The sequence below is a fragment of the Burkholderia sp. JPY481 genome (assembly GCF_038900515.1).
Classification (GTDB): Bacteria; Pseudomonadota; Gammaproteobacteria; order Burkholderiales; family Burkholderiaceae; genus Paraburkholderia; species Paraburkholderia youngii.
Genome location: NZ_JAYMRT010000014.1, coordinates 1 through 24,585, shown reverse-complemented (window position 1 = coordinate 24,585; position 24,585 = coordinate 1). Strand labels below are relative to the sequence as shown.

General features: G+C 64.6%; 20 protein-coding genes. 7 read left to right on the top strand and 13 right to left on the bottom strand.

Annotation, left to right across the window (positions count from 1 at the left end):
- Positions 1-160 precede the first annotated feature (160 nt).
- A complete protein-coding gene (gene gnd / locus VSR82_RS27805; RefSeq protein ID WP_429455480.1) occupies positions 161-1,195 on the top strand; it encodes a phosphogluconate dehydrogenase (NAD(+)-dependent, decarboxylating) in 1,035 nt (344 codons plus the stop codon).
- A 36-nt stretch (positions 1,196-1,231) separates the two neighbouring features.
- Positions 1,232-1,930, top strand: coding sequence for an HAD family hydrolase (locus VSR82_RS27800; protein WP_368583581.1), 699 nt, complete (start codon positions 1,232-1,234; stop codon positions 1,928-1,930).
- Between the two features lie 63 nt (positions 1,931-1,993).
- Here the strand turns inward: VSR82_RS27800 and VSR82_RS27795 are convergent, their stop codons facing one another.
- Entirely contained in the window at positions 1,994-2,533 is a 540-nt protein-coding gene (locus VSR82_RS27795; RefSeq protein WP_429455479.1) for an ankyrin repeat domain-containing protein, read from the bottom strand.
- 464 nt (positions 2,534-2,997) lie between these two features.
- Between VSR82_RS27795 and VSR82_RS27790 the strand changes: the two genes are divergently transcribed.
- Positions 2,998-5,391 (top strand): phosphoketolase family protein, encoded by a 2,394-nt coding sequence (locus VSR82_RS27790; RefSeq protein WP_410849223.1) that lies wholly within the window; start codon positions 2,998-3,000, stop codon positions 5,389-5,391.
- An 11-nt stretch (positions 5,392-5,402) separates the two neighbouring features.
- Complete coding sequence (locus VSR82_RS27785) at positions 5,403-6,548, top strand: acetate/propionate family kinase (protein ID WP_429455478.1); 1,146 nt, start codon at positions 5,403-5,405, stop codon at positions 6,546-6,548.
- A 30-nt stretch (positions 6,549-6,578) separates the two neighbouring features.
- Here the strand turns inward: VSR82_RS27785 and VSR82_RS27780 are convergent, their stop codons facing one another.
- Complete coding sequence (locus VSR82_RS27780; protein ID WP_368583577.1) at positions 6,579-6,833, bottom strand: BON domain-containing protein; 255 nt, start codon at positions 6,831-6,833, stop codon at positions 6,579-6,581.
- A 140-nt stretch (positions 6,834-6,973) separates the two neighbouring features.
- Here VSR82_RS27780 and VSR82_RS27775 point away from each other — a divergent pair, with 140 nt between their 5' ends.
- Both VSR82_RS27775 and VSR82_RS27770 read left to right on the top strand, forming a co-directional pair.
- On the top strand, positions 6,974-7,369 hold the full coding sequence (locus VSR82_RS27775; protein WP_368583576.1) for a PaaI family thioesterase: 396 nt from the start codon (positions 6,974-6,976) through the stop codon (positions 7,367-7,369).
- Positions 7,370-7,501: 132 nt separating this feature from the next.
- Complete coding sequence (locus VSR82_RS27770) at positions 7,502-8,197, top strand: YceH family protein (RefSeq protein WP_368583575.1); 696 nt, start codon at positions 7,502-7,504, stop codon at positions 8,195-8,197.
- A gap of 47 nt (positions 8,198-8,244) precedes the next feature.
- Here VSR82_RS27770 and VSR82_RS27765 read toward each other — a convergent pair whose 3' ends face one another.
- The 6 genes from VSR82_RS27765 to VSR82_RS27740 form a co-directional block, all read right to left on the bottom strand.
- Positions 8,245-8,763, bottom strand: a complete 519-nt coding sequence (locus VSR82_RS27765; RefSeq protein ID WP_176105924.1) for an SLATT domain-containing protein — start codon at positions 8,761-8,763, stop codon at positions 8,245-8,247.
- Between the two features lie 22 nt (positions 8,764-8,785).
- Positions 8,786-9,829, bottom strand: a complete 1,044-nt coding sequence (locus tag VSR82_RS27760; RefSeq protein WP_498858247.1) for a rod shape-determining protein — start codon at positions 9,827-9,829, stop codon at positions 8,786-8,788.
- Between the two features lie 149 nt (positions 9,830-9,978).
- Positions 9,979-10,836: an IclR family transcriptional regulator gene (locus tag VSR82_RS27755; RefSeq protein ID WP_429455476.1), complete on the bottom strand. Its 858-nt coding sequence runs from the start codon at positions 10,834-10,836 to the stop codon at positions 9,979-9,981.
- Positions 10,837-10,920: 84 nt separating this feature from the next.
- A complete protein-coding gene (locus VSR82_RS27750; protein ID WP_429455475.1) occupies positions 10,921-11,649 on the bottom strand; it encodes an SDR family NAD(P)-dependent oxidoreductase in 729 nt (242 codons plus the stop codon).
- Positions 11,650-11,662: 13 nt separating this feature from the next.
- On the bottom strand, positions 11,663-12,964 hold the full coding sequence (locus VSR82_RS27745; RefSeq protein ID WP_429455474.1) for an MFS transporter: 1,302 nt from the start codon (positions 12,962-12,964) through the stop codon (positions 11,663-11,665).
- Between the two features lie 84 nt (positions 12,965-13,048).
- Complete coding sequence (locus VSR82_RS27740) at positions 13,049-13,570, bottom strand: 2,4'-dihydroxyacetophenone dioxygenase family protein (RefSeq protein WP_429455473.1); 522 nt, start codon at positions 13,568-13,570, stop codon at positions 13,049-13,051.
- Between the two features lie 327 nt (positions 13,571-13,897).
- Here VSR82_RS27740 and VSR82_RS27735 point away from each other — a divergent pair, with 327 nt between their 5' ends.
- The gene (locus VSR82_RS27735) at positions 13,898-15,316 is read left to right on the top strand and encodes a Do family serine endopeptidase (RefSeq protein WP_368583570.1); all 1,419 of its coding nucleotides are present in this window, start codon (positions 13,898-13,900) and stop codon (positions 15,314-15,316) included.
- A gap of 63 nt (positions 15,317-15,379) precedes the next feature.
- On the opposite strand, the gene VSR82_RS27730 is transcribed toward VSR82_RS27735, so the two are convergent.
- The 5 genes from VSR82_RS27730 to VSR82_RS27710 form a co-directional block, all read right to left on the bottom strand.
- Complete coding sequence (locus VSR82_RS27730; protein WP_429455472.1) at positions 15,380-16,885, bottom strand: efflux transporter outer membrane subunit; 1,506 nt, start codon at positions 16,883-16,885, stop codon at positions 15,380-15,382.
- On the bottom strand, positions 16,878-20,075 hold the full coding sequence (locus tag VSR82_RS27725) for a multidrug efflux RND transporter permease subunit (protein ID WP_429455471.1): 3,198 nt from the start codon (positions 20,073-20,075) through the stop codon (positions 16,878-16,880). Before VSR82_RS27725 ends, VSR82_RS27730 begins: the two co-directional genes overlap by 8 nt.
- Positions 20,076-20,086: 11 nt before the next feature.
- Positions 20,087-21,298 carry an efflux RND transporter periplasmic adaptor subunit gene (locus VSR82_RS27720; RefSeq protein ID WP_429455470.1) on the bottom strand — a complete coding sequence of 404 codons (1,212 nt, stop codon included), beginning with the start codon at positions 21,296-21,298 and terminating at the stop codon, positions 20,087-20,089.
- A 346-nt stretch (positions 21,299-21,644) separates the two neighbouring features.
- Positions 21,645-23,111, bottom strand: coding sequence for an amino acid permease (locus VSR82_RS27715; RefSeq protein ID WP_368583566.1), 1,467 nt, complete (start codon positions 23,109-23,111; stop codon positions 21,645-21,647).
- A gap of 370 nt (positions 23,112-23,481) precedes the next feature.
- The gene (locus VSR82_RS27710) at positions 23,482-24,210 is read right to left on the bottom strand and encodes a hypothetical protein (RefSeq protein ID WP_368583565.1); all 729 of its coding nucleotides are present in this window, start codon (positions 24,208-24,210) and stop codon (positions 23,482-23,484) included.
- Positions 24,211-24,585: the final 375 nt, after the last annotated feature.

The window sequence follows — 24,585 nt, the reverse complement described above, 5'->3', positions numbered from 1 at the left end:
GAACTTTGACCCGCGCCGCACCTCTGCAAAAAAGTGCGGCTTCTTTCGACCCATTCGGCGCACCTCGCGACACAGCGCCTATGCTTAAGGGCAACCGCGCCGCCGCAACACGACGACCAGAAAATCGGACAGCGCAACGCAGCATCTTTCGGAGCGAGCTATGCAGCTAGGCATGATTGGATTGGGACGGATGGGCGCCGACATGGTGCGGCGCCTGACCAAAGGCGCTCAGCAATGCATCGTGTACGACGTGCAGCCGGCGGCGGTCGACAGGCTGAAGCAGGAAGGCGTAGCCGGCGCCAGTTCGCTCGAAGACCTCGTCGCGAAGCTCGCCAGGCCGCGTGCCGTGTGGCTGATGGTGCCGGCCGCGGTGGTCGACGCGACGCTCGACAAGCTCGTGCCGCTGCTCGAACCGGGCGACATCGTGATCGACGGCGGCAACTCCTACTATCACGACGACATCCGCCGCGGCCAACAGCTCGGCGCGCACCAGCTTCACTATGTGGACGTCGGCACTAGCGGCGGCGTGGCGGGGCGCGAGCGCGGCTACTGCCTGATGATCGGCGGCGAGGCCGAGGTCGTGAAACGGCTCGAACCGATCTTCTCGGCGCTGGCGCCCGGCGTCGGCACCGAGAGCGCGACACCGGGCCGCGTGGCGGGCGCGAGCACCGCCGAGCAGGGTTTTCTGCATTGCGGCCCGCAAGGCGCGGGGCATTTCGTCAAGATGGTTCATAACGGCATCGAGTACGGGCTGATGGCCGCCTACGCCGAGGGTTTGAACGTGCTGCGCCACGCCGACGCCGGCCGCCACGCGCGCGAAGCCGATGCCGAGACGGCGCCGCTGCGCCGCCCCGAGCTGTATCAGTACGATCTGAATCTCGCGGACATCGCCGAGGTGTGGCGGCGCGGCAGCGTGATCGGCTCGTGGCTGCTCGACCTGATCGCCGGCTCGCTCGCCGGCGACACCGACCTGAAGGGCTACGCGGGCCGCGTATCGGATTCGGGCGAGGGGCGCTGGACCGTCGCCGCGGCGATCGACGAAGGCGTGCCGACGCCGGTGCTCAGCGCGGCGCTGTTCGCGCGCTTCAGTTCGCGCGGAGAAGCCGATTTTGCGAACCGCGTGCTGTCGGCGATGCGGCACGATTTCGGCGGTCACGCGGAAAAACCCGTCGCGCCGGACGGCGGACTGAAGTAGCCGAGGCGATCCACGAACCTGCCACGAGGAACCGCGATGCCAGTCACTTCCGCCACGCCGCACGACGTCGTATTTCTATTCGATTGCGATAACACGCTGCTCGACAACGATCACGTGCTGCAAGATCTGCGCGCGCACATGATGGGGCAGTTCGGCGAAGAGAACAGCGCGCGCTACTGGGAAATCTTCGAGAACCTGCGTAAGGAACTTGGCTACGCCGACTACCTCGGCGCGCTGCAGCGCTACCGGACCGAGCATCCACGCGACACGCGTCTGCTGCTGATGTCGTCGTTCCTGATCGAGTATCCGTTTGCGAACCGGCTCTATCCGGGTGCGCTCGACGCGCTGCGGCATGTCGGCAAATACGGGCCGACGGTGATCCTGTCGGACGGCGACGTCGTGTTCCAGCCGCGCAAGATTTCGCGCTCGGGCCTGTGGGACGAAGTGGAAGGACGCGTGCTGATCTACATCCACAAGGAGTTGATGCTCGATCAGGTGATGGATTGCTATCCGGCGCGCCATTACGTGATGGTCGACGACAAGCTGCGGATTCTGAGCGCGATGAAGCAGGCATGGGGCGCGGAGCTGACGACCGTGTTTCCGCGCCAGGGACACTATGCGTTCGATCCGAAGGAGATCGCGAACAATCCGCCCGCGGACGTGAGCATCGGGCGAATCGGCGAGTTGGCGGAGATCGACGTGCAGACGCTGTTGCGTAGCGGGAAGGGCAACTAGGCGGCGCCGCGCGCGATGTGCGGGCACCGCCTCTTGGATGGAGTCGCGGGTGAAGTCGCGAGATCAAGCGCCCAGCGCTTTCAGGCGCGCCTGGGTATCGGCTGCGCCCATGCGCGCGGCGGCATCGGCCGCGCTGACGCCGTTCGCGTCGCGCGCATGCGGGTCCGCGCCGTGCGCGAGCAGCAGATCGACGATTGCGGTGCGGTTGAACATCGCGGCGATCATCAGCGCGGTGCGGCCATCGGGCGATGCGCCTTCGACGTCGGCGCCATGCGCGAGCAAGGTTTCGATCACGTTGTCGAAGCCCTTGAACGCGGCGCCCGCGATCGGCGTCTGCCCCGCATCGTTGCGCAGGTTCGCATCGGCACCCTGTTCGAGCAGCGTGCGCACCGCGTCGACGTGGCCGTGGTAACTCGCGAGCATCAGCAGGCTGTCGCCGCGCTCGTTGCGCAGATTCGGCGGTACGCCCTTTTCGATGACGGCGGCGAGCATCGCCGCATCGCCGCGTCGCGCGAGGTCGAAGACTTCCCGGGCGAGCGCCTGCAATTCAGGATCGGGTTGCGAAGCGGACGGGTTGTTGGTGTGGTCGCTGTGGTTGGCCAAGGCTCTCTCCTTGCGTTGAATGAGAGGCGCGATGCAAATGTCGCGCCCGGTTTTTCAGAGAGCATACACATTCCGCGGCGCTCGCGTCCGCGTGCCGACAGCGGCGCCGCTGTGCTACGCGTGGCTGAAAAGCTTGACCAGCAGCCCGAATACGCCTATCGGTATTCCGACCGCCACGAACGTCAATACGAGCGTAAGGACCAGAACCTTAAGCACTTTGAGCGCACTGGGAGATGTCGACATGGCGGCCATTGACCTGAGACAGAGGATCACGAAAAGAAAGCAGACAGCGCAAGGCAATTGCAGTACGAATGCCACAGTCAGCGCCAGATACTGCGAGGGGTAGAAACATTCGCCCCCGGTTTGAGCAGCTTAGTACATTCGACCCGTGCCCCACGGCTTCGTTTCGATTGCACCGCATCATCCGCCAACCAGCCTGACAGTTCTTTTCGAGGAGTGACGCCATGGCCGAAGCAACCTCGCATCCCACCCCACCGCAAGTTCTGGACCCCGATATGCTGCGCAACCTCGATCGGTACTGGCGCGCATGCAATTATCTGTCGGTCGGCATGATCTATCTGCGCGACAACCCGCTGCTGCGCGAACCGCTGAAGCCCGAGCACATCAAGAACCGGCTGCTCGGCCACTGGGGTTCCGACGCCGGCCAGAGCTTCGTGCTCGTGCATCTGAACCGGCTGATCCGCAAACACGATCTCGACATGATCTTTCTGTCCGGCCCCGGTCACGGCGCGCCGGCGAGTCTCGCGCACTGCTATCTGGAAGGCACCTATTCGGAGGTCTATCCGGACCGCAGTGAGGACGAAGACGGTATGCGGCGCTTTTTCCGGCAATTCTCGTTCCCGGGCGGCATCGGTTCGCATTGCACGCCGGAAACGCCGGGCTCGATTCACGAAGGCGGCGAACTTGGCTACTGCCTGTCGCACGGCTACGGCGCCGCGTTCGACAATCCTGATCTGATCGTCACCGTGATGATCGGCGACGGCGAAGCGGAGACCGGGCCGCTCGCCACCTCGTGGCATTCGAACAAATTCCTGAACCCGATCCGCGACGGTGCGGTGCTGCCGGTGCTGCATCTGAACGGCTACAAGATCGCCAATCCGACGCTGCTCGCGCGCATTCCGCATGAAGAGCTCGAGGCATTGATGGTCGGTTACGGGCACAAGCCATATTTCGTCGAAGGCGACGATCCCGACACGATGCATCAGCAGATGGCGGCGACACTCGAACAATGCCTCAGCGAAATTCGCGCGATCCAGCAGAACGCGCGGCAGAACAACGACACCACTCGGCCGCGCTGGCCGATGATCGTGCTGCGCTCGCCGAAGGGCTGGACCGGGCCGAAAGAAGTGGACGGTCACAAGGTGGAAGGCTCGTGGCGCTCGCATCAGGTGCCGGTGGCCGATGCGGTGACCAATCGCAAGAGTCTGAAGATCGTCGAGGATTGGCTGCGCAGCTACGGTCCTGAAACGCTGTTCGATGCGAATGGCCGCCTCGTCGAAGAACTGCGCGCGCTCGCGCCCGAAGGCGCGCGCCGCATCAGCGCGAATCCGCACGCGAACGGCGGGCTGCTGTGCAAGATGCTCGACATGCCGTCGTTCCGCGATTACGCGGTCGCCGTGAAGAAACCGGCGGCGGCGTATACGTCGCCGACCGCGGTGCTCGGCACCTTCCTGCGCGACGTGATGCGCAAGAACATGTCGAACTTCCGGCTGTTCGGTCCCGATGAAACGTCGAGCAACAAGCTGCATGCGGTTTATGAAGTGTCGGGCAAGACCTGGCTCGATCCGCTCGAACCGAGCGACGCTGACGGAGGCCACCTGTCGCCCGACGGCCGCGTGATGGAGATGCTCAGCGAGCACACGCTCGAAGGCTGGCTGGAAGGCTATAACCTGACCGGCCGTCATGGGCTCTTCGCGACCTACGAAGCGTTCGTGCACGTGATCGACTCGATGTTCAACCAGCACGCGAAATGGCTCGAAAAATCCAAGCGTGAGCTCGGCTGGCGGCAGCCGGTGCCGTCGCTCAATCTGCTGATCACGTCGATCGTGTGGCGCCAGGATCACAACGGTTTCACGCACCAGGACCCCGGTTTTCTCGACGTGGTCACGAACAAGAGCCCGGATGTCGTGCGCATCTATCTGCCGCCCGATGCGAACTGTCTGCTGAGCGTTGGCGACCACTGCCTGCGCTCGCGCGACTACGTCAACGTGATCGTGTCCGACAAGCAGCCGCATCTGGATTATCTCGACATGGACGCGGCCGTCATTCACTGCACCAAAGGTATCGGCATCTGGGACTGGGCGTCGACCGATCAGGGCGCCGAGCCGGACGTCGTGATGGCGTGCGCGGGCGACATCGCGACGATGGAAGCGCTCGCCGCGGTGCAGATCCTGAAGGAGCACTGCCCGACGCTGAAGATCCGCTTCGTCAACGTGGTCGATCTGTTCCGCCTGATGCCGGAGCGTGCGCATCCGCATGGACTGTCCGACCGCGATTTCGATTCGCTGTTTACGACCGACAAACCGGTGATCTTCAACTTCCACGCGTATGCGGCGCTCGTGCACAAGCTCACGTACAACCGCAAGAACCACGGCAACATGCACGTGCATGGCTACAACGAGAGGGGCAACATCAATACCCCGCTCGAACTCGCGATCATCAACGGCGTCGACCGCTTCACGCTGGCGATCGATGCGATCGATCGCGTCCCGACGCTGCGCGGCGTCGGCGATCATACGAAGGAGTGGCTGCGCGGGCAGATCATCGAGCATCTCGCATATGCGCACGAGGAGGGGATCGACAAGGAGGAAATCCGTAACTGGACGTGGAAAGGCTGAGGGGGAACACCATGCACGACCACGATCAGGAACGGACGATCCTCGTGTTGAACAGCGGGTCGTCGTCGTTGAAGTTCGGGCTTTTCGCACCTTCGGCCGACGACGAAACGCTGCTGCTCGAAGGCGCGGCCGAGGGCATCGGCCGCACCGACGGCCGCCTGCGGATCAAGGCGGCCGACGGCCGCGTGCTGTTGCAGCAGGACCAGAGGCTCGACTCGCAGACCGAGGCGCTGCAACAGCTTTCGCAACTGCTCGTGCAACAGCATCATGCGCGGCCCTCGGCGGTCGGGCATCGCGTCGTGCATGGCGGCCCGCATCTGCGCACGCACCAGCGCATCACCGACGACGTGCGCCGTCAGTTGCTCGACGCGCTGCACTTCGCGCCGCTGCATATCCCGCCGGCACTCGAGTTGATCAACGAAGCCACGCAGATTTTCCGCGACGCCACGCATTACGCGTGCTTCGACACCGCGTTTCATGCGACGCTGCCGCCGCGCGCCGCGCGGCTCCCGCTGCCGCGCCGATATGCGGATGCCGGTGTGATCCGCTATGGCTTTCACGGGCTGTCGTACGAATCGCTGGTCAAGCAACTCGGCGCGGCGTTGCCGTCGCGCGCGGTGTTCGCGCATCTCGGCAACGGAGCGAGCCTGTGCGCGCTGCTCGACGGCCGCTCGGTCGATACGACGATGGGTCTGACGCCGACCGGCGGCATCCCGATGGGCACGCGCAGCGGCGACCTCGATCCGGGCGTGCTGCTGTATCTGATGCGCGCGGAACGGCTCGACGCGGATGCGCTGGACACGCTGCTCAATCGCCAGAGCGGTCTGGCCGGTTACGCGGACGGCGAAAGCGACATGCAAGCGCTGCAAAAAGGCGCGGCGGCCGGCGATGCGCACGCGTCGCTCGCGCTCGATGCGTTTGCGACCGGCGTGCGCAAGACGATCGGCGCTTACGCAGCACTGCTTGGCGGCATCGATCTACTGGGGTTCACCGGCGGGATCGGCGAGCACAGCGCCGAGGTCCGGCGGCGCGTATGCGATGGGCTTGCGTTTCTTGGGCTCGTCGAGGGCGATCCGGCGGGCAAGGTGAGGGTGCTGCACACCGAGGAGGAGAAGCAGATCGCGCGGCATTGTCGGGAACTGCTGCTAGCGGGCTAGAGCTGACGCGCCTGACCCGCTCGAGCCGCGTTATGCCGATTTGACCATGGTCCGGTCCGCGATGCCGGTGACGCCGAACAACCGCGTCACGTCTTCGAGCATCGCGGTGCGCTGTGCTTCGTGCTGAAGCTCGCCCGACAGCGTGATGCGCCCGCGCGTGACCTTCACGCGCACGGCGCGCGGCGGCACGGCCGAGTCCCACGCGAGACGGCGTGCCGCTTCAGCGGCGATCTGCGCGTCGGTCAGGCGGGTAGGCTCGCCAGATTTCGAGCTAGCGGAGCGCATGGAATCTCCACGAAACAGAATGTCCATCCCTTCACACTAGCAGATGCGGCGGGATTTGCCCGCGTGCGCGCCTGGCCGCTGCCGCCGCCCGGTTCAAGGGTATGCTCACGGTTCGTTCCGACCGAGCCAAGGCCCGAATCATGTCCGACTTTCCCATCGACAACCCGTTTCTCGACTCGCTCGGCGTGCGTCTGACGCAATGGCGCGACGGCTACGCCGAGCTGCTGATGCCGATCGACGCGAGCAAGCTCAATCGTCAGGGCGTGCTGCAAGGCGGCGCGATCGCGACGCTGCTCGATGCCGCCGCGGGCTACGCGGGCCTGTATGCGCAGCCGGGACAACCGGCGCGGCATGGCTTCACGCTGTCGCTGACCACCAACTATCTGGACAAGGGGCTCGGCGCGACGGTCACCGCGAAGGGTTTTCTCGAACGCTCGGGCCGTTCGATTTTCTTTTCGCGCGCGGAAGCGTGGGTGGACGGCAAGCTGCTGATCGCGAGCGCGCAGGGCACCTTCAAGTATTCGAAGACCGCCTGACGCGCGGCGGCCCCGGCAGCGCAGATTCCCGCACCGCGCGGGCCGCGCCGCGTTTATCATAGTGGCCACCTGACAGGACGCGCCGTCCAGCCGTGAACGGCGCGCGCATCTTCCACGAGACCTCGCATCCCCATGAATTCGACTCCCGACGCTCCTTCCCGACCCTCGCTGCGCGCGCTGACCGCGCTCGAAGGACGTGTCCTCGGTGTGCTCGTCGAAAAACAGAACACAGTACCCGACAGTTATCCGCTATCGCTGAACGCGCTGACGCTCGGCTGCAATCAGAAGACCGGCCGCGCGCCGGTAATGAACGCGACCGAGGCCGAGGTGCTGACCGCCATCGACGGCTTGAAACGCCTGAGCCTCGTGTTCGAGGGCAGCAGTAGCCGCGTGCCGCGCTTCGAGCACAACATGAACCGCGTGCTCGGACTGCCGGGGCAGTCGATCGCGCTGTTGACCACGCTGCTGCTGCGCGGCCCGCAAACGGCCGCCGAATTGCGCCTGAACAGCGCGCGTCTGCATGGTTTCGCCGATATCTCGTCGGTCGAAGCGTTTCTCGACGAACTGGCCGCGAACGATCCGCCTCGCGTCGTCCGGCTGCCGCGCATGGCGGGCGAGCGCGAGAACCGCTGGATGCATCTGTTGTGTGGCGAGGTCAGCCTCAGCGAAGCCGCGCAGTCGGCGGTGGCCGAGGACGACAGCGTGCCGCTGTCCGCATTCGAGGCGCTGAAGGCCGAGCAGAAGCGTCTCGCCGACGAAGTCAGCCGTCTGCAGGCCGTCGTGCGGCGCATGGCGGCCGAGCTGGGTATCAGCGCGGACGATTTGTGATCTGAAATGAAGACGGAAATGGAAACGGAAACGTAAAGCCGCCCGTTTCACGCGTCGCGCCGACGCGGCCTGTCCGCCAGCAACGTGCGCTGCGTGCGATAGAAGATTCGCGGCGGCACGTTCGGCGAGTCTTCGGCGAGACGGTCGAGTTCGGTACGAATGCCGGTGAGGTAGTGCGCTTCGCGCGCATCGGCGTCGCCGGCAAACACCGCTTCGAGCCGCCGGCGCACCGCGCCATAGCGCGCACCGGCCGCGCGATGTTTCTCGGCACGCTCCGCATACCGCAGGAACGTTTGCAACGCCGCGGAAATCGCCGCCGTCACGCTGACGAGCCCAACGAATATCCGCATCTCGAACGACACCGGCGGCACGCTCAACGACGCGAACACCGCGGTGCCGACGAACGCGGTCAGCGCGGTCACCAGCCAGCCCATGCGGCGCTCGCGCGCCGACAGCAGATCGGCCATGTCGTAATGGCTCATCTGCGATTCGCGCGCGCGGCGAATCCATTTCAACAGCAACTCGGTTTCGTCGACGGGCGGCTCGTAGGCGGGCAGGGTCGTCATCGTTCAGTGGTCGGCGCGCACATCAATCGTAGGAAAACGAGCTGCCGAACTTCTCGATCCGCTCCAGCGCCATGCCCGAGCCGCGCACGACGCAGGTCAGCGGCGCCTCGGCGACGAACACCGGCAGGCCGGTTTCCTCGGCGAGCAGACGGTCGAGATCGCGCAGCAGCGCACCGCCTCCCGCGAGCGTGATGCCGCGCTCGGCGATGTCCGCGCCGAGTTCCGGCGGCGTCTGTTCCAGTGCGATCTTTACCGACGAGACGATCTGGTTCAGCGGATCGGTCAGCGCTTCGAGGATTTCGTTGCTCGACACGGTGAAGCTGCGCGGAATGCCCTCGGACATGTTGCGGCCTTTGACCTCCATCTCCATGACCTCGGAGCCCGGAAACGCGGAGCCGATTTCCTTCTTGATCGCTTCGGCGGTCTGCTCGCCGATCAGCATGCCGTAGTTGCGGCGAATGTAGTTGACGATGGCGTCGTCGAACTTGTCGCCGCCGACCCGCACCGAACCCTTGTACACGATGCCGCCGAGCGAGATCACGCCGACCTCGGTGGTGCCGCCGCCGATATCGACGACCATCGAGCCGGTCGCATCGGACACCGGCAGGTCGGCGCCGGTCGCGGCAGCCATCGGTTCCTCGATCAGATAGACCTGCGAGGCGCCCGCGCTATGCGCGGCCTCCTTGATCGCGCGACGCTCGACCTGGGTCGAACCGCATGGAACGCAGATGATGATGCGCGGCGACGGCGCAAAGAGCCGCGCCTCATGCGCCATCTGGATGAAGCGCTTGATCATCTGCTGGGTGATGTTGAAATCGGCGATCACGCCGTCTTTCATCGGCCGGATCGCCTCGATGTTGCCCGGCACCTTGCCGAGCATCTGCTTCGCTTCGCGGCCCACGGCGAGGATGATCTTCTTGCCGTTCGGCCCGCCTTCCTGGCGGATCGACACGACCGACGGCTCGTCGAGAACGATGCCCCTGCCGCGCATGTAGATCAGCGTGTTCGACGTGCCGAGGTCGATCGCGAGGTCGTTGGAAAAGTAGCCGCGCAGAAAACCGAACATGCGTATTCCTGTCTTTGCGAAGGCGGGCGCGTGAGCGCCGCCGGGAGCTTGTCGGGGTCTGCCGCTTGCACGCGGCGGGCGGCCAGAGCGTGGGCCGCGCGACAGCAAGAATAGCAGTTTATCGACGGCTGCGGCCGCAGTATCGTTTGCTATCTGCCGCTCGCCGGACCCAGCCGCGCCGCGATCGTGCGGCATGCCGCAAGCAGCGGCTCGATGTAAGTAGCCTGCACATCGTCGCGACGGCGGAAGGTCGGCATGCTGATGCTCACGCAGCCGGCCGCGCGGCCGTCCGGGCCGCGAATCGCGGCGCCGTAGCAGCAGATCGAAGCTTCGTTCTCCTCCTGATCCTCCGCGTAGCCGCGTTGCGCGGTCGCATCGATCTCGCGGCGCACGGCGTCGAGGTCGGTCAGCGTGTGCTCGGTGAAACGCGCGAGTGGCGCGTTCTTCAGCAACGCCTCGCGCTCGGCCACGGTAAGTGTCGCCAGGTAGGCCTTGCCGACCGAGCTCGACGTCAGCGACACGCGCGTGCCGATGCGCGAGGCCATGCGCACCGCGTGCGGGCTTTCGAGCTTTTCGATGTAGACCATCTCGCCCTGACTCGGCACCGCGAGGTGGATCGTCTCCGACGTGAGGTCGCGCAAGGCCATCAACGCGTCGACGGCCGCGAGCCGCAGGTCCGAGCGCTCCCAGCTATGGCTCGCGAGATTGATCAGGCGCGGTCCGAGGCCGAAGGTGTTGCCGCTGCCGCTTGCGATGATCAGCCCTTCGGCCTGCAATGCGGCGACGATGCGATGCACGGTCGGGCGAGGATAGCCGCTCGCCGCGCTCAGTCTGGCGACGTTGGGCGGCGTTGGCGCATCGGCGATCAATTGCAGCACCGCGATGAACTTCGAGAACGCGGCGGCGCCGGCGACGGCCTTGGAGTCGGCTTTGTTCTCAGCGTGCCGGACGGCATCGTGGCGGGCGGCGCCAGCGCGCGAAGAGGGTTTGGAAGCGGAACCGGACATTACATAGAGGCAGGGCAGGGGTACGCAATTATGCTTTATCGATGGCGTCGAACGAAGGTAGCGCCGCTTCACGCAACGACTGGCTCACGCGACGAGATACCCGCCGTCGACCGGCACGATCGCGCCCGTCATGAACGACGCCGCCGGCGTGCAGAGGAACACCGCGACCTGCGCGACTTCTGCCGGCGTGCCCCAGCGACGCAGCGGTGTCCGTTCGAGGATCGCCTGCGAGCGGCCATCGTCGTCCTGCAACGCCTGCGTGAGCGGCGTTGCGATCCAGCCCGGCGCAACCGCATTCACGCGAATGCCGTCGGCCGCATACGCGATGGCCAGCGACTTCGTTAGCTGCGCCACCCCGCCCTTGCTCGCGCTATAGGCGGGCACAAGTCCGCCGCCGAAAAAACTCAGCATCGACGCCGTATTCACGATGCAGCCCGCCGACGCCTTCAGCAAGTCGCGCGCGGCCGCGCACACCCGCATCGTGCCGTTCAGATTGATATCCATCACGCGTTCGAACACGTCGAGCCGATGTTCTTCGGCGCGGCTGATCACGCCCGCGCAATTGACCACGATGTCGAGACGCTCGAACGCGTTAACCGCTGCGCTCACGGCGTCCGCCGAGCGCACGTCCAGCGTGACGCGCGGGATCTCGCGTTCGAGCGTATCGGGTGCGCCTGCGGGCAGCGGCAAACCGGCCGCGATCGTCTGCGCCCCGAGTTGCGCGAGCGCGTTGGCGATTGCCGCGCCGATGCCGGACAAGCCGCCGGTCACGAGCGCGGTCTTGCCTTCGAGTAGCTGATTCTGGAATGTCATGTGAGAAGCCGCGTCAGGTGGGTTGGGTCTCGATCGAACTCGCGAGCGGCGCGGGCGCCACTTCCTTGACGACGAACAGATAGACGAACGCCGCCGCGAACGCAACCGCCGCGCTGATCAGCAGCGCGTTGACGAACGAATGCGTCTGATCGACGACGATGCCCGTGATCACAGGCGCGAACGAGCCGCCCAGATAGCCGCCGAAGTTCTGCATGCTGCCGAGCGACGCGACCAGGTGGCGCGGCGCGGCGACGCTGACGAGCGCCCATGCGCTGCCGCTCGACAGGTTCACGAACAGCATCGCGAGCGACACGTAGACGATCGCGAGCGTCGTGCTCGGCGTGTAGGCGGCCGGCACCGTGAACGCGGCCGCGCCGACGAGGCCGATACACAGCGGCCATTTGCGGCTGCGGATCGGCGCCATGCCGCGCTTCAACAGATAGTCGGCGATCACGCCGCTGCTCGCCATGCCGATCGTGCCGAACACATAGGGAATCGCGACCAGCCAGCCGGTATGCGCGATGCTCAGATGACGCTCGCGCTCGAGATAGCCGGGCAGCCAGGTCAGATAGAGCCACACCATGTAGATCACGCCCATGAAGCCGAAGATCATGCCCCACGTATTGCGCAGCTTGAACAGCGCGCCCCATTCGGACCAGCTGAGGCCCTGCGGGTTTTCCTGGGCGGTCGCGCCTTCGTTCAGATGCGCGGTTTCGGCTTCGGTCAGCGCGATTTCGCTGCGATTGCGATAGACGACGTACCACGCGAGCGCGACGATAATGCCGATCACGCCCATGATGACGAACATCGTTCGCCATCCGAAGGCCAGCATCAGCACCGTGAGCAGCGGGGGCGCGATCATCGGCGCGATGGTGGATGACGAGATGAAGGTGCCGATCGGCGTGCCGCGCTCGCGTACCGCGAACCATTCGCTGACGACTTTCGCGCCAGCCGGAAACAACGGCGCCTCGGCGATGCCGAGCACGACGCGCGCGCTCAGGAAGTGATTGAGCGTCTGGATGAAGCCGCCCGCGACCTGGGCGATCGACCATACGAGCATGCCGAGGCCGAGCATCACGCGCGAACCGAAACGGTCCAGCAGTGCGCCGACCGGCAACTGAGCGAACGCATACGACAACGAGAATGCGGACAGCAGTAACCCCATCTGTGAAGCCGACAGATGCAATTCCTCGCTGACCAGATGATTCGCGATCGACAGCGTGCTGCGGTCGAGATAATTGACGATGCCCGCAACCGTCAGGAAGACGACGGCGACCACCTGGATACGTTTCAGACGTTGCGACTTCTGAAGCATGCTTGTCTCCTGCGCAATGGGTCCTGCTGTGTCGGGATGGTGTTGCTGTGACTCCGGGTATTGCAGAGTCGTTGGGCGTGTTGTTTACCGGATGAACTGGTCGACGTAGTCTTCGCCGAGCCCGACCGCCGTGTAGTGCTTGCGGCACATGTCGATCTTCGTGAACACGTCTTCGTAGCCGGTGTAGTTGCCGTACGGATCGCAATAGAACATCACGCCGTTGACCTGGAAGTACGTGATCATTTCCTCGACGTCTTCGGGCACATATAAGGTATGCGTTTCGCCCGGCGGCTCGTACACGTAGCTGCCTTCGGTCGCGACCCAGTCATGTTCGAGATAGCGCCAGCGGCCCTTGAGCACCATGCCGTGCACGGCCTGCGGATGACGATGGCGGCTCAGCACACCCGAGCGGCGCACGCGCAGCAGATTCATCCAGTATCCCTGCGACGCATTCAGACATAGCGGACGGAACGACACGTTTTCGGCCTGCGGGACCCACACGCGTTCGTCGGTCGGAATCGCGAAGGGCACGACGATTTCCTTTTGCGCTTCCTTCGGGAACGGCAGTTGGTACGGCGTCAAGGCGGATTGATTAGCCTCTGGCATGCGGAAATTCCTCGCGAAGTGTGCTCAAAGAACTTCATGTCCACATGGTGGATATCAAGTCCACGATATGGCTATTATCGGAACCGGTTTCGGCGGGGTCAATCCTGGGGAAATCACCGGTCGGACACGACAAACCACACGTGAATTCATGCTCACGTCGCGCGACAGATGCACGGGCAACGGTGGCCGCAAGCGCGCACGCGCAAATAGCCCATAAATCAAGGCTTCTTCGCCCGTTCTGATCGAGCACCATCTTTAAGCCTTGTTTAAGAGGAGGCCACTACATTACGCATCCATCTCGAAATTTTCGGCAATATTCCCTTGACTATGACCACGAAAAAATACTGGAGCGGTAGCGCTGCGATTTGCGTAGTACTCGCCTTTGGCGGCGCGTATGCGCTCAGCCATCGCAATGCCGATGCGTCCGTGAGCGACACGCAGGGCCCGACGTCGTCGCTGCACGCGGCGGCGGATATCGTCGGCTCGCGCTCGTCGGCACCGGACTTCTCCAGCATCGTCACGCGCTATGGTCCGGCGGTCGTGCATATCGGCGTCAAGGCAGCCGCGTCGATCGACGAGAACGGTCAACGCAAGAGCGGCGGCGAAGCGCTCGGCTCGGGCTTCATCATCAGCCAGGACGGGTACATCCTGACCAACAATCACGTCGTCGACGGCGCGACCAGCGTGAGCGTGAAGCTCACCGACGGCCGTGAATTCCGCGCCCGGGTGATCGGCAAGGACAAGACCACCGACGTCGCCGTCGTCAAGATCGACGCGAACAATCTACCGACCGTGAAGATCGGCAACCCGGACAGCAGCAAGGTCGGCGAATGGGTCGTGGCCATCGGCTCGCCGTACGGCTTCGACAGCACGGTGACTTCGGGCATCATCAGCGCGAAATCGCGCTCGATGTCCGACGACAGCCCGATCCCGTTCATCCAGACCGACGTGCCGGTCAATCCGGGCAACTCGGGCGGTCCCCTGTTCAATCTGAATGGCGAAGTGATCGGCATCAACTCGATGATCTACTCCCGCACTGGCGGCTTCCAGGGTCTGTCGTTCGCGATTCCGATCGATGCGGCGATGCATGTGAAAGACCAGCTCGTGAGCACTGGTCACGTGACTCGCGGCCGCATCGGCGTGGCCGTGCAGCCGCTCAGCGCTGACAAGGCGAAGGCGCTCGGCCTCGACTCGACGGGCGGCGCACTGGTCGGCTCCGTCGATCCGAATGGTCCCGCGCACGCAGCCGGTCTGCGCCAGGGCGACGTGATCGTCGGCGTGAATGGCAAGCATATCGATAACACCAGGGAATTGGTCGGTCAGGTTGCGCAACTGTCGCCGGGCAGCAAAGCGACGATCAGCGTGTGGCGCAACGGCAGCGAAAACAAGCTGTCGGTGACGGTAGGCGCGCAGCAAGCGCAGGACATGGCGTCGGCCCAGCCGCGCGAAGAGCAGCAGGAGCAACCGCAGCAGCAGAACCGTCCGCGTCTGGGCGTCGCCGTGCGTCCGCTGAGCCGCGACGAACTGCAGCAAGCGCAGCTGCCGGGCGGCGTGGTGGTGCAGCAGGCCACCGGTCCGGCCGCCGAGGCAGGCATTCAGGCGGGCGACATCATCGTTGCCGTCGACGGCAAGGTGATTCGCGGCGTCGAGCAGCTGCGCCGCATGATCGCGCAGGCGGACGAAAGCGTGTCCGTCACCGTGGTGCGCGATGGCGAACAGGCGTCGGTCGACGTGACGCTTGGCTGATGAGTAGAACCCGCCGGTGCAATGCCGGCGGCGGGCACGACGCGCTGATGCAGCGCGCGTGCCTCAGTTGGACGGCTGGACCCCATCCGCGTGAGACGTGCTTTGCGATACGTTCGGCGGCTCGTCGGGTCCGCCCCCCAACGCGACGTAAAGCGACACGCCATTCTGCAACGCTGTCGCCCGAAGCTGGATCAATTGCTGCTCGGCGGCAAACTGATTGCGTCGCGCATCCACTACCTCCAGATAGATCGAGATCCCGTTTTCGTAACGCAGCTCCGCCGTTTCGGCGAGCTGCCGCTGCGCCTGCACCGCCTGTTCCTGCGCCGCGATCTGCTCCTTGTAGCGTTGCCGTGCGACCAATGCATCGGAGACCTCGCGAAACGCGTTCTGCACCGTGCGCTGATAGTCGGCGACCAGTTCGTCGCGCCGCGCGCGCGCCTGCGCGAGTTGCGCCTGGCGCTGTCCCGCATCGAAGATCGGCATGCCGACCAGCGCGCCGAACGACCACGCCTGCTTGGCCGGCACGAACAGATCCCCGAGTTCCGGCGACACATAACCGAAGCTGCCCGTCAGCGCGATGCGCGGGAAAAAGTCCGCGCGAGCGGCGCCGATGTCGGCATTGGCCGCGCGCAGCTGCTGCTCGGCCTGCTGGATGTCCGGCCGGTCGATCAGCAACGCGGAGGGCAGGCCCGCATCGAGTTCGCGGAACTGCGCGGCGTCGGCGATCGGCGGCGCTTGCGGTAGCGCCTCGTTCAGCGGCCCGCCGATCAGCACCTCGAGCAGATTGCGCTGCTGCGCGGTGGTTCGTTGCAGCTCCGCGAGCTGCGTCTGCGCCTGCGTGACGAGAATGGCGGCCTGGTCGTAATCGACCATCGACGTGACGCCCGCATCGAGCCGCATCTTCGCGACTTCCAGCGCGTAGCGCCGACTGTCGAGCGTCCGTTGCGCGAGCGCGATGCCTTCTTCCCCCGAACGGATCGCGTAGTAGTTCGACGCGACATTGCCGATCAGCGACAAACGGAACGCGTGCTGCGCGTCGACGGTGGCCAGATACCGGCGCCGCGCCGCTTCGCTGGTATTGCGCACGCGCCCCCAGAAGTCGAGTTCGAACGACGTCACCGCGGCCTGCACGTTGTACTGGTTGAACTGGACCGAGATGTCCGTGTTGTCGAACTCGGGGTCGATCGAACCGAGCGGCGCCTTCGTGCGGGTCGCACCCGCGTTCGCATTGACCTGCGGCAAACGCGCGGCGTTCTGGATGCGATAGAACGCGCGCGCCTGCTCGATGCGCGCGATCGACGCGGCGAGATCGCGGTTGTGCCCGAGCGCGGCCTCGATCAGCAGCTTCAGTCGCGGATCGGCGAAGAAGGTCTGCCAGTCGACTTCGCTTGCCAGATGCGCGGCGGCCGGATTGACGGTCTCCGTCGTATCGAAATGATCGGCGATCGGCAGCGAGGGCTGCTGATACTTCGGCGCAAAGTTGCAGGCGGCGAGCGAGCAGCAGAAGAGGGGCAGCAGCAGGCGCTGATGAAGGCACCGATGAAGGCTCGGATGAAGGCTCTTAGGCATCGCGCTGCCCTCCACCCAATTCGCCCGGCGTGGCCGTCGGCCGATCGTCATCGTCGAGATCGATGCTGCGCTTCTTGCGGCTCAGCCAGCGACGCGCGGCCACGTAGAACAGCGGCGTAAAGAAGATGCCGAACATCGTCGCGGTCAGCATGCTGCCCATCACGCCGGTGCCGACCGCACGCCGGCTCGCAGCGCCCGCACCGGTCGCGAGCACGAGCGGCAGCATGCCCAACACGAACGTGACGCTCGTCATCAGAATAGGGCGCAGACGCTGCTGTGCGCCGTTCTTCGCAGCGGCCAGCGCATCCTTTCCTTCGGCTTCCTCCTTGATCGCGAACTCGACGATCAGAATCGCGTTCTTCGCGGCAAGGCCGATGATCGTCACGAGGCCGATGTTGAAGTACACGTCCGCTGACAGTCCGCGCAGCATCGTCAGCAGTACCGCGCCGATCACGCCGAACGGGATGATCAGCAACACCGCGACCGGAATCGCCCAGCTCTCGTACAGCGCCGCGAGCAGCAGGAACACGACGACGAGCGACAATCCCAGCAGCATGCCGATCTGTCCGCTCGCCTGTTTTTCCTCGAACGCAGTGCCGGTCCATTCGTAGCTCAGGCTGCCGGTCAACACGTGCGACGCGATGCGTTCCATCTCGGCGATCGCCGCGCCGCTCGAACGGCCGGGCGCGGCCTGCCCAGACAGCGTCGCGGACGGAAAGCCGTTATAGCGTTCGAGTTGCTGCGGCCCGGAAATCCAGCGCACGTGCGAGAACGCCGAGAACGGCACCATCTCGCCGCGGTTGTTGCGCAGGCGCAGCGCGCTCACGTCCTCGGCGCGCATGCGTTGCTCGGCGTCAGCCTGCAACAGCACGCGCAGCACGTTGCCCTCGAACACGAAGTCGTTCACGTAGTTCGAACCGAACGTCAGCGCGAGCGCCTGGTTCACCTGACCGATCTGCAGACCGAGCGCGCGCGCCTTCACGCGATCGATCTCGACATACAGCTGCGGCGCCTCCGGCATGCCCTCGGCGCGCACGCCCGCAAGAAGAGGGCTTTGCGACGCCTCGATCATCATGCGCCGCGCGGCCTGTTGCAGCGCTTCGCCGCCGACGCCGCTACGATCCTGGATCTTCATCGTGAAGCCAGTCGCGGTGCCGAGCGACGGAATCGGCGGAGGATCGAGCGCAAAAATGATCGCCTCGGGAATCTGCCGGAACGCGGCATTCGCGCGACGCACCAGCGCGCTCGCCGAATTTTCCTCGCCCGAGCGCTCGTCCCATGGCTTCAGATCGACGAACGACAGCGCAGCCGATTGCCCCTGGCCGAAGAAGCTGAAGCCCGTCACGGACGCGACGTTGCGCACCTGCGGCTGCGTTCGCAAGAACGCCTCGACCTGATCGATCGCACGCTGCGTGCGCTGGTCGGTCGAACCCGGCGGCCCGGTATAGGTGACGAATATGTATCCCTGGTCCTCGGTCGGCAGAAAGCCGGTCGGCAGCCGCGTGAAGAAAAACGCGGTGATCGCGCAGGCCGCGACGAACACCAGCAGCCAGCGCAGCGGCGCGCGCAGCATCGCATCGACGCCGCCGATATAGCGCGTGGTGCCCGCGTCGAGCCCGCGATTGAAGCCGCCGAATACGCCGTGCAGCAGACGTGACGCCGGGTTCTTCGGCCGTTGCTTGGCCGCCGCCTCGCTGCGCAACATCGCCGCGCACAACGCCGCGCCGAGTGTCAGCGCCAGCACCGTCGACAGCAGGATCGACACCGCCAGCGTGACCGAAAACTGCCGGTAGATGCCGCCCGTCGAGCCGGGAAAAAACGCCATCGGAATGAACACCGCGACGAGCACCAGCGTACTCGCGATCGCCGCTCCCGATATCTGCCCGATCGCTTTGACGGTTGCGCGCGGCGCGCCGAGCCCTTCCTCGCGCATGATGCGCGCGACGTTTTCGACGACGACGATCGCGTCGTCGTTGAGGATACCGATCGCGACCACCATGCCGAACAGCGACAGAATGTTGATCGACAGCCCGAACAGATAGAGCCCCGCGCAGGTGCCGATCAGCGCGATCGGCACGACGATCGTCGGGATCACGGTCGCGCGCCAGTCCTGCAGGAACAGGAACACCACGACCGTCACGAGCAGCAGCGCTTCGACCATCGTGCGGATCACGCCCTGCACCGAGGTCGTGATGAACGGCGTGGTATCGAACGGCACGGTCCACGTGACGCCGCGCGGGAAGATCGGCTGTAATTCGCGCATGCGCTGGCGCACCGCGTTGGCGACCGCGAGCGCATTCGCGCCGCTGGCGAGCTGAATCGCGATGCCGGCCGACGCCTTGCCGTTGACGGTGAGCCGGTTGCCATAGCTGTCGTTGCCGAGTTCGACGCGCGCGACGTCGCCCACCCGCACGGTCGAGCCATCCGGATTCGCGCGCACGATGATCTCGCGGAACTGCTCGGGCGTGGTGAAGCGGCTTTGCGTGACGATCTGCGCGGTGAATTCGGAGCCCGGCGCGATCGGCTGATCGCCGAGGCCGCCGCCGGCGGTCTGGCTGTTCTGTTCCTGGATCGCCTGCAGCACCTCGCTTGCCGACAGACCAAAGCCCGCGAGCTTGCGCGGATCGATCCAGATTCGCATCGCGTACGACGAGCCGAACAGCTGCACGTCGCCGACGCCGTCGATCCGGCGCAACTCGTTGACGATGTTGTTCGTCGCGAAGTTGCCCATCGCGACGGCGCTGGTGGAGCTGTCGGTCGCCTGCAACGCAAGCAGCATCAGAAAGCCCGACGACGCCTTCGTCACGCGCACACCGACCTGCCGGACTTCGAGCGGCAGGCGCGGCTCGACGCGGCTCAGACGGTCCTGCACCTGGCTGCGCGCGACGTCGAGATCGGTGCCGGGCTTCAGCACCACGGTGATCTGCATCGTGCCGTTCGAGCGGCTCACCGACGACATGTACAGGAAATTGTCGATGCCGTTCATCTCGTCTTCGACGATCGACGTGACGGTACGCTCGAGCGTGTTCGCGTCGGCGCCGCTGTACACCGCGGCGATGCTGAGCGACGGCGGGGCGACGTCGGGGTACTGCTCGACCGGCAACAGCGCGAGCGCGATCGCGCCGAACAGCACGATGAACAGGGCTATGACCCACGCGAAAACCGGCCGGGCGACGAAGAATCGATTCATCGGCCCGCCCGTCAGTGCGCGGCAGAAGCGGGGGCGGGGGGCGCGGCCGGCTGCGCCGCTGGCGAAGCATCGGGCGCGGGCCGCGCGTCGACGTGCTGACCCGGTTGCACCTTCTGCCAGCCGTCGACGATCAGGCGCTCGCCGGGCTTCAGGCCACCGCGCACGGTCCAGCGTCCTTCGCCCTGTTCGCCTAGATCGATGTTGCGGCGAACCACGGTGCCGTCGTCGGCGACCAGCGCGACGCTCGCAACGCCGTTGTCGAGTTGCACCGCCCGCTCGGGAATACGGATGCCCTGCAGCGTGCCCGCCGCGATGATGCGCCCGCGCACGAACTGCCCCGGCAACAGCGTGCGGTCCGGATTCGCGAAGCGCGCGCGCACCGTCTGCGTGCCGGTCGACGGATCGATGACGAGATCGGCGAAGTCGAGAAAACCGCGCTCGTTGTAGACCTGGCCGTTGGCGAGGATCAGTTGCACCTCGACGTGCTTCATGCTGGTCGGCTTGCGCGCGCCCGACTGGATCTGCTGCTCGACATCGAGCATCACGGTATTCGACTGCGTGAACACCGCGTTGATCGGCGTCAGCTGATTGACTTGCGTGAGCAGCGTTGCCGCGCCCGCGCTGACGAGCGCGCCTTCGGTGACGAGCGCGCGGCCCGCGCGCCCGGCGATCGGCGTGCGTATGATGCAGCGATCCAGCCGCAGTTGCGCAAGCGCAACCGCCGCTTGCGCATCGGAGACATTGGCCTGCGCCTGCTGCATCGTCGCGAGCGCGGCGTCGTATTCCTGCGCGCTGACCGCATGACGGCCGACGAGCGGCTTGAACCGCTCCACGACCGACGCCGCGTTGTCTCGCACGGCGGTCGCGCGCGCGAGCGCGGCCTGCGCCTGCTGCAACTGCGCGCGATAGTCGCTCGCGTCGATCTGGAAGAGCGGGGCGTTGGCCGGCAGGTCCGTGCCTTCCTGATAGAGCGTGCGCTCGACGATGCCATCGACGCGCGCGCGAATCTCGGCGGTGCGCACGGCCTCGATGCGGCCCGGCAACTCGACCACATCGGCGACAGGGGTGGTGGAAACCGTTTCGACCAGCACGGGAACCGGCGGCGGCATCGACGCGGCGGTGGGAGGCTGCGACCGGTCGTTGCAGGCGGCAAGCAGGAGCGGCAAACCGGTAACAAGCAGCGATACGGCACGACTACGCAGGCGGAATGCGGAGCAAAGCAAGCGAAACTCCTTTGATCAAGGCAGTCTTTTTTGCGCGTGAGATCGGTGACGGTTTTACCGGTTTGCGGTCGAATTAACTATTGGGAACGAGTGTGGGCGCGTTAATGCGCGGAAAAATATTTCCGTTGATCCTACCGTGTCTGGGTGGCTTGTCAATTTATTCTTGGTGTCGCGAGCAGGACCAGGCTTCGCGCTCGCAAACGCGGCACCACGTGGATCGCCGGATAGAGACGCAGCGCGCATGTCCAAAGAGACCGGCAGGTTGAATGGCAATCGTCAATTACATGTCAATTGCCATCCGGTAATCGCGGCTATTTAAAGGCATGCAATTGTCACTGAATAACAGTCACGTACGCTTGCGCTCCGGATGGCGCAACACCGAATGATTGCGGCCGTATGACAGATAAATCGTCATGCCGATCACGAGCCACACGACGAGACGCAGCCACGTGACGAGCGGCAGGCCGACCATCAGCAGCAGGCAGAACAGGATGCCGAGCACTGGCACGACCGGTACGCCGGGTGCCCGGAATGGACGCGCCGCCTCGGAGTCGCTGCGCCGCAGATAGATCACCGCGCCGCACACGAGCACGAACGCGAACAGCGTGCCGATGCTGACCATCTCGCCGAGTACGCCGATCGGCGTCAGCGCCGAGACGATCGCGACGACCGTGCCGATCAGGATCTGGCTCAGATAAGGTGTGTGCAGACGCAGATGCACCTTCGCGAAAAAGTGCGGCAACAGACCGTCCTGCGACATCGTGAAGAAGATGCGGCTTTGTCCATAGAGCAGCACGAGTATGACGGTGGTCAGCCCCGTCAACGCGCCGATTTTGATCAGTATCGCGAACCACGTGAGCCCGATCGTGTCGACGCCCTTGGCGATCGGATCGGGAACGTTCAGCTCGGTGTACGGAACGAGGCCGGTCAGCACGGCGGCAACGAGGATGTACAGCACCGTGCAAATCACCAGCGAGCCGAGAATGCCGATCGGCATGTCGCGCTGCGGCTGTCGCGCCTCCTGCGCGGCGGTCGACACCGCATCGAAGCCGATGAACGCGAAGAACACCACGGCCGAGCCGCGCAGAATGCCGCTCATGCCGAAACTGCCGAACTGGCCGGTGTTGGCAGGAATGAACGGATGCCAGTGTTCCGGCTTGATGAAAAACACGCCGATCGCGATGAACGCGACCACCACGGTCAGCTTGACCGCGACCATCACGTTGTTCAGGCGCGCCGATTCCTTGGTCCCCAACACGAGCAACGTGGTCAGGATTGCGATGATCACCACCGCCGGCAGGTTGATCACGCCGGTGACCGTCGAGCCATCGGCCAGTTTGACGACGGTGCCGGGGGCGGCGGCGAGGGTAGCTGGGATGTCGATACCGACGTTGCGCAACAGGCTCACGATATAGCCGGACCAGCCGACCGCGACGGTCGCGGCGCCCATCGCGTACTCGAGGATCAGATCCCAGCCGATGATCCACGCAAAGATTTCGCCGAGCGTCGCATACGTGTACGTGTAGCTGCTGCCGCACACGGGCAGCATCGCCGCGAGCTCCGAATAGCACAGGCCGACGAACGCGCACGCGATGCCGCCCAGGATGAACGACAGCGTGATGGCCGGCCCCGCGAACTGCGCGGCGGCGGTCCCCGTCAGCACGAAGATGCCGGCGCCGATGATCGCGCCGATGCCCATCGCGGTGATACTCGTCGCGCCCAGCGTTTTGGACAGATGACGGCCTTCTTCGACGTCGGCGCTGGCGACGATCTCAGCGATGGTTTTGCGTGCCATGTAACCGGTATCGGCCATGATGAGTCGTCCCTTTTCAGTGTTGATTAGGCACGAACCGGTCGGACCGCCATCGGCTCGCGGAGCACGACAAAAACATCCGTCGCCGCGCACGGCAACGGTCACGGCAAGTGCGAAGAAAGCGTCTTACGGAAAAAGTCTGGATTCAGTCTATGCCGGATTAAAAGCAAAGTGAAATCGGCTTGCTTCGACGGGGCGATAGGGCAGTGACGTGGCCGGCGCGCGCAGCAGCGGCGTGCTGTGCGCCGGTGTGCATTTGTGCATTGCGATCCCGCATGCGGACGCCTGCTGTCCGATGCAGTAGAACTTACGATGTGCGCCTGCGATACCGGCAAGGAAAGGTGGCGATTCCAGCCTTGCGAGGCGGACCTCAGCCGATACGCCCGCGCCGCAGCACGCCGCTCAGGCCGAGCGAGTGACCGGGGTCGTAGTAGTGAATCAGGAGCGTGCGCCGCTGCCCGTTCTGTACGTCGAGGTTCGCATGCTGAAGCGCAAAGCCGTTGAATTCGTAGACGCTGCCCGGTTTGACCGGAATGCGCTTGCAGTTGCCCACACGCAGATCATGCAGGGTATGCCAGCTGCGCCAACTGAGCGGCAGGCTATGCAGGAAACCATGCCGCATCTTGCAGATCACGTTGGTCAGCGTCGTGACCGACAGGCGCGGTTTGCAATACATCACGAGATCGCCGTTGTGAACGCCGTCGGGTGCGAGCTGAAGCGGAATCAGCAGCGTCAGCAGGTGCGAGTCGTAGTGGCGGCAGTGGCTCTCCGCCAGCGAAGCCTTGCTCGCGCAACGCAGTACGTGGAACGGCTCGGCCGGTAAGTTTGTCTGCCCGATCCTGGCGGCCATCGCGCGCGCATTCGCGCAGATCGACTGCTCGAGTTCGCGAAAGGCCTGAACGCCACGCAGCATCCCGGCAATCTTCGCGCCGGATTGCGAGCGCGGAGCGGTCGTGTCAAATAAATGGTCGATGAACTGGTTGATTTCGGCGATCGTCTCCTGGGGAATTACGTCGTCAAAAGATTTCAGGGCGACGCTTTGGTCGATTCGGATCCGGTTAATCTCAGTGTGCCCACGCACGTCTGTCAGGGTGTCCATAGCCCAAATTCCATTCGTTTTTTTGCGCTACAACCGTAATGAAAAATATTCCCTACTAGCCGCGCACAATGTGCGGCAGCGTACGTAAAGTCCTCAGGTCATTGATTCCGATCATTAAATCTAAAGTCGGACTTCTCTGGCTGCTTTTCTAAACTCGTTACGAGAATTTGGAAATGGCTCGACTGCGGCGATGCGCGCCGGCGTTCGACGAAATGCGGAAATAATGACTCGATCTCCAAATTCGAATTTGTCGAGGCCATTTTGAAATGTCCGCTGTGCGGCTCGTTAGAAATGTCCGATGTTGTAGGGGTTCAAGGTCTGTCTTTCATGGTTTTCATTCCGTGCAGTGTTGAAGGATTCGGTTTGAATGGGCAG

Coding starts and splice junctions, on each gene's coding strand:
- gnd (WP_429455480.1), top strand. CDS start 161: ATGCAGCTAGGCATGATTGGATTGGGACGGATGGGCGCCGACATGGTG.
- VSR82_RS27800 (WP_368583581.1), top strand. CDS start 1,232: ATGCCAGTCACTTCCGCCACGCCGCACGACGTCGTATTTCTATTCGAT.
- VSR82_RS27790 (WP_410849223.1), top strand. CDS start 2,998: ATGGCCGAAGCAACCTCGCATCCCACCCCACCGCAAGTTCTGGACCCC.
- VSR82_RS27785 (WP_429455478.1), top strand. CDS start 5,403: ATGCACGACCACGATCAGGAACGGACGATCCTCGTGTTGAACAGCGGG.
- VSR82_RS27780 (WP_368583577.1), bottom strand. CDS start 6,833: ATGCGCTCCGCTAGCTCGAAATCTGGCGAGCCTACCCGCCTGACCGAC.
- VSR82_RS27775 (WP_368583576.1), top strand. CDS start 6,974: ATGTCCGACTTTCCCATCGACAACCCGTTTCTCGACTCGCTCGGCGTG.
- VSR82_RS27770 (WP_368583575.1), top strand. CDS start 7,502: ATGAATTCGACTCCCGACGCTCCTTCCCGACCCTCGCTGCGCGCGCTG.
- VSR82_RS27765 (WP_176105924.1), bottom strand. CDS start 8,763: ATGACGACCCTGCCCGCCTACGAGCCGCCCGTCGACGAAACCGAGTTG.
- VSR82_RS27760 (WP_498858247.1), bottom strand. CDS start 9,829: ATGTTCGGTTTTCTGCGCGGCTACTTTTCCAACGACCTCGCGATCGAC.
- VSR82_RS27755 (WP_429455476.1), bottom strand. CDS start 10,836: ATGTCCGGTTCCGCTTCCAAACCCTCTTCGCGCGCTGGCGCCGCCCGC.
- VSR82_RS27750 (WP_429455475.1), bottom strand. CDS start 11,649: ATGACATTCCAGAATCAGCTACTCGAAGGCAAGACCGCGCTCGTGACC.
- VSR82_RS27745 (WP_429455474.1), bottom strand. CDS start 12,964: ATGCTTCAGAAGTCGCAACGTCTGAAACGTATCCAGGTGGTCGCCGTC.
- VSR82_RS27740 (WP_429455473.1), bottom strand. CDS start 13,570: ATGCCAGAGGCTAATCAATCCGCCTTGACGCCGTACCAACTGCCGTTC.
- VSR82_RS27735 (WP_368583570.1), top strand. CDS start 13,898: ATGACCACGAAAAAATACTGGAGCGGTAGCGCTGCGATTTGCGTAGTA.
- VSR82_RS27730 (WP_429455472.1), bottom strand. CDS start 16,885: ATGCCTAAGAGCCTTCATCCGAGCCTTCATCGGTGCCTTCATCAGCGC.
- VSR82_RS27725 (WP_429455471.1), bottom strand. CDS start 20,075: ATGAATCGATTCTTCGTCGCCCGGCCGGTTTTCGCGTGGGTCATAGCC.
- VSR82_RS27715 (WP_368583566.1), bottom strand. CDS start 23,111: ATGGCCGATACCGGTTACATGGCACGCAAAACCATCGCTGAGATCGTC.
- VSR82_RS27710 (WP_368583565.1), bottom strand. CDS start 24,210: ATGGACACCCTGACAGACGTGCGTGGGCACACTGAGATTAACCGGATC.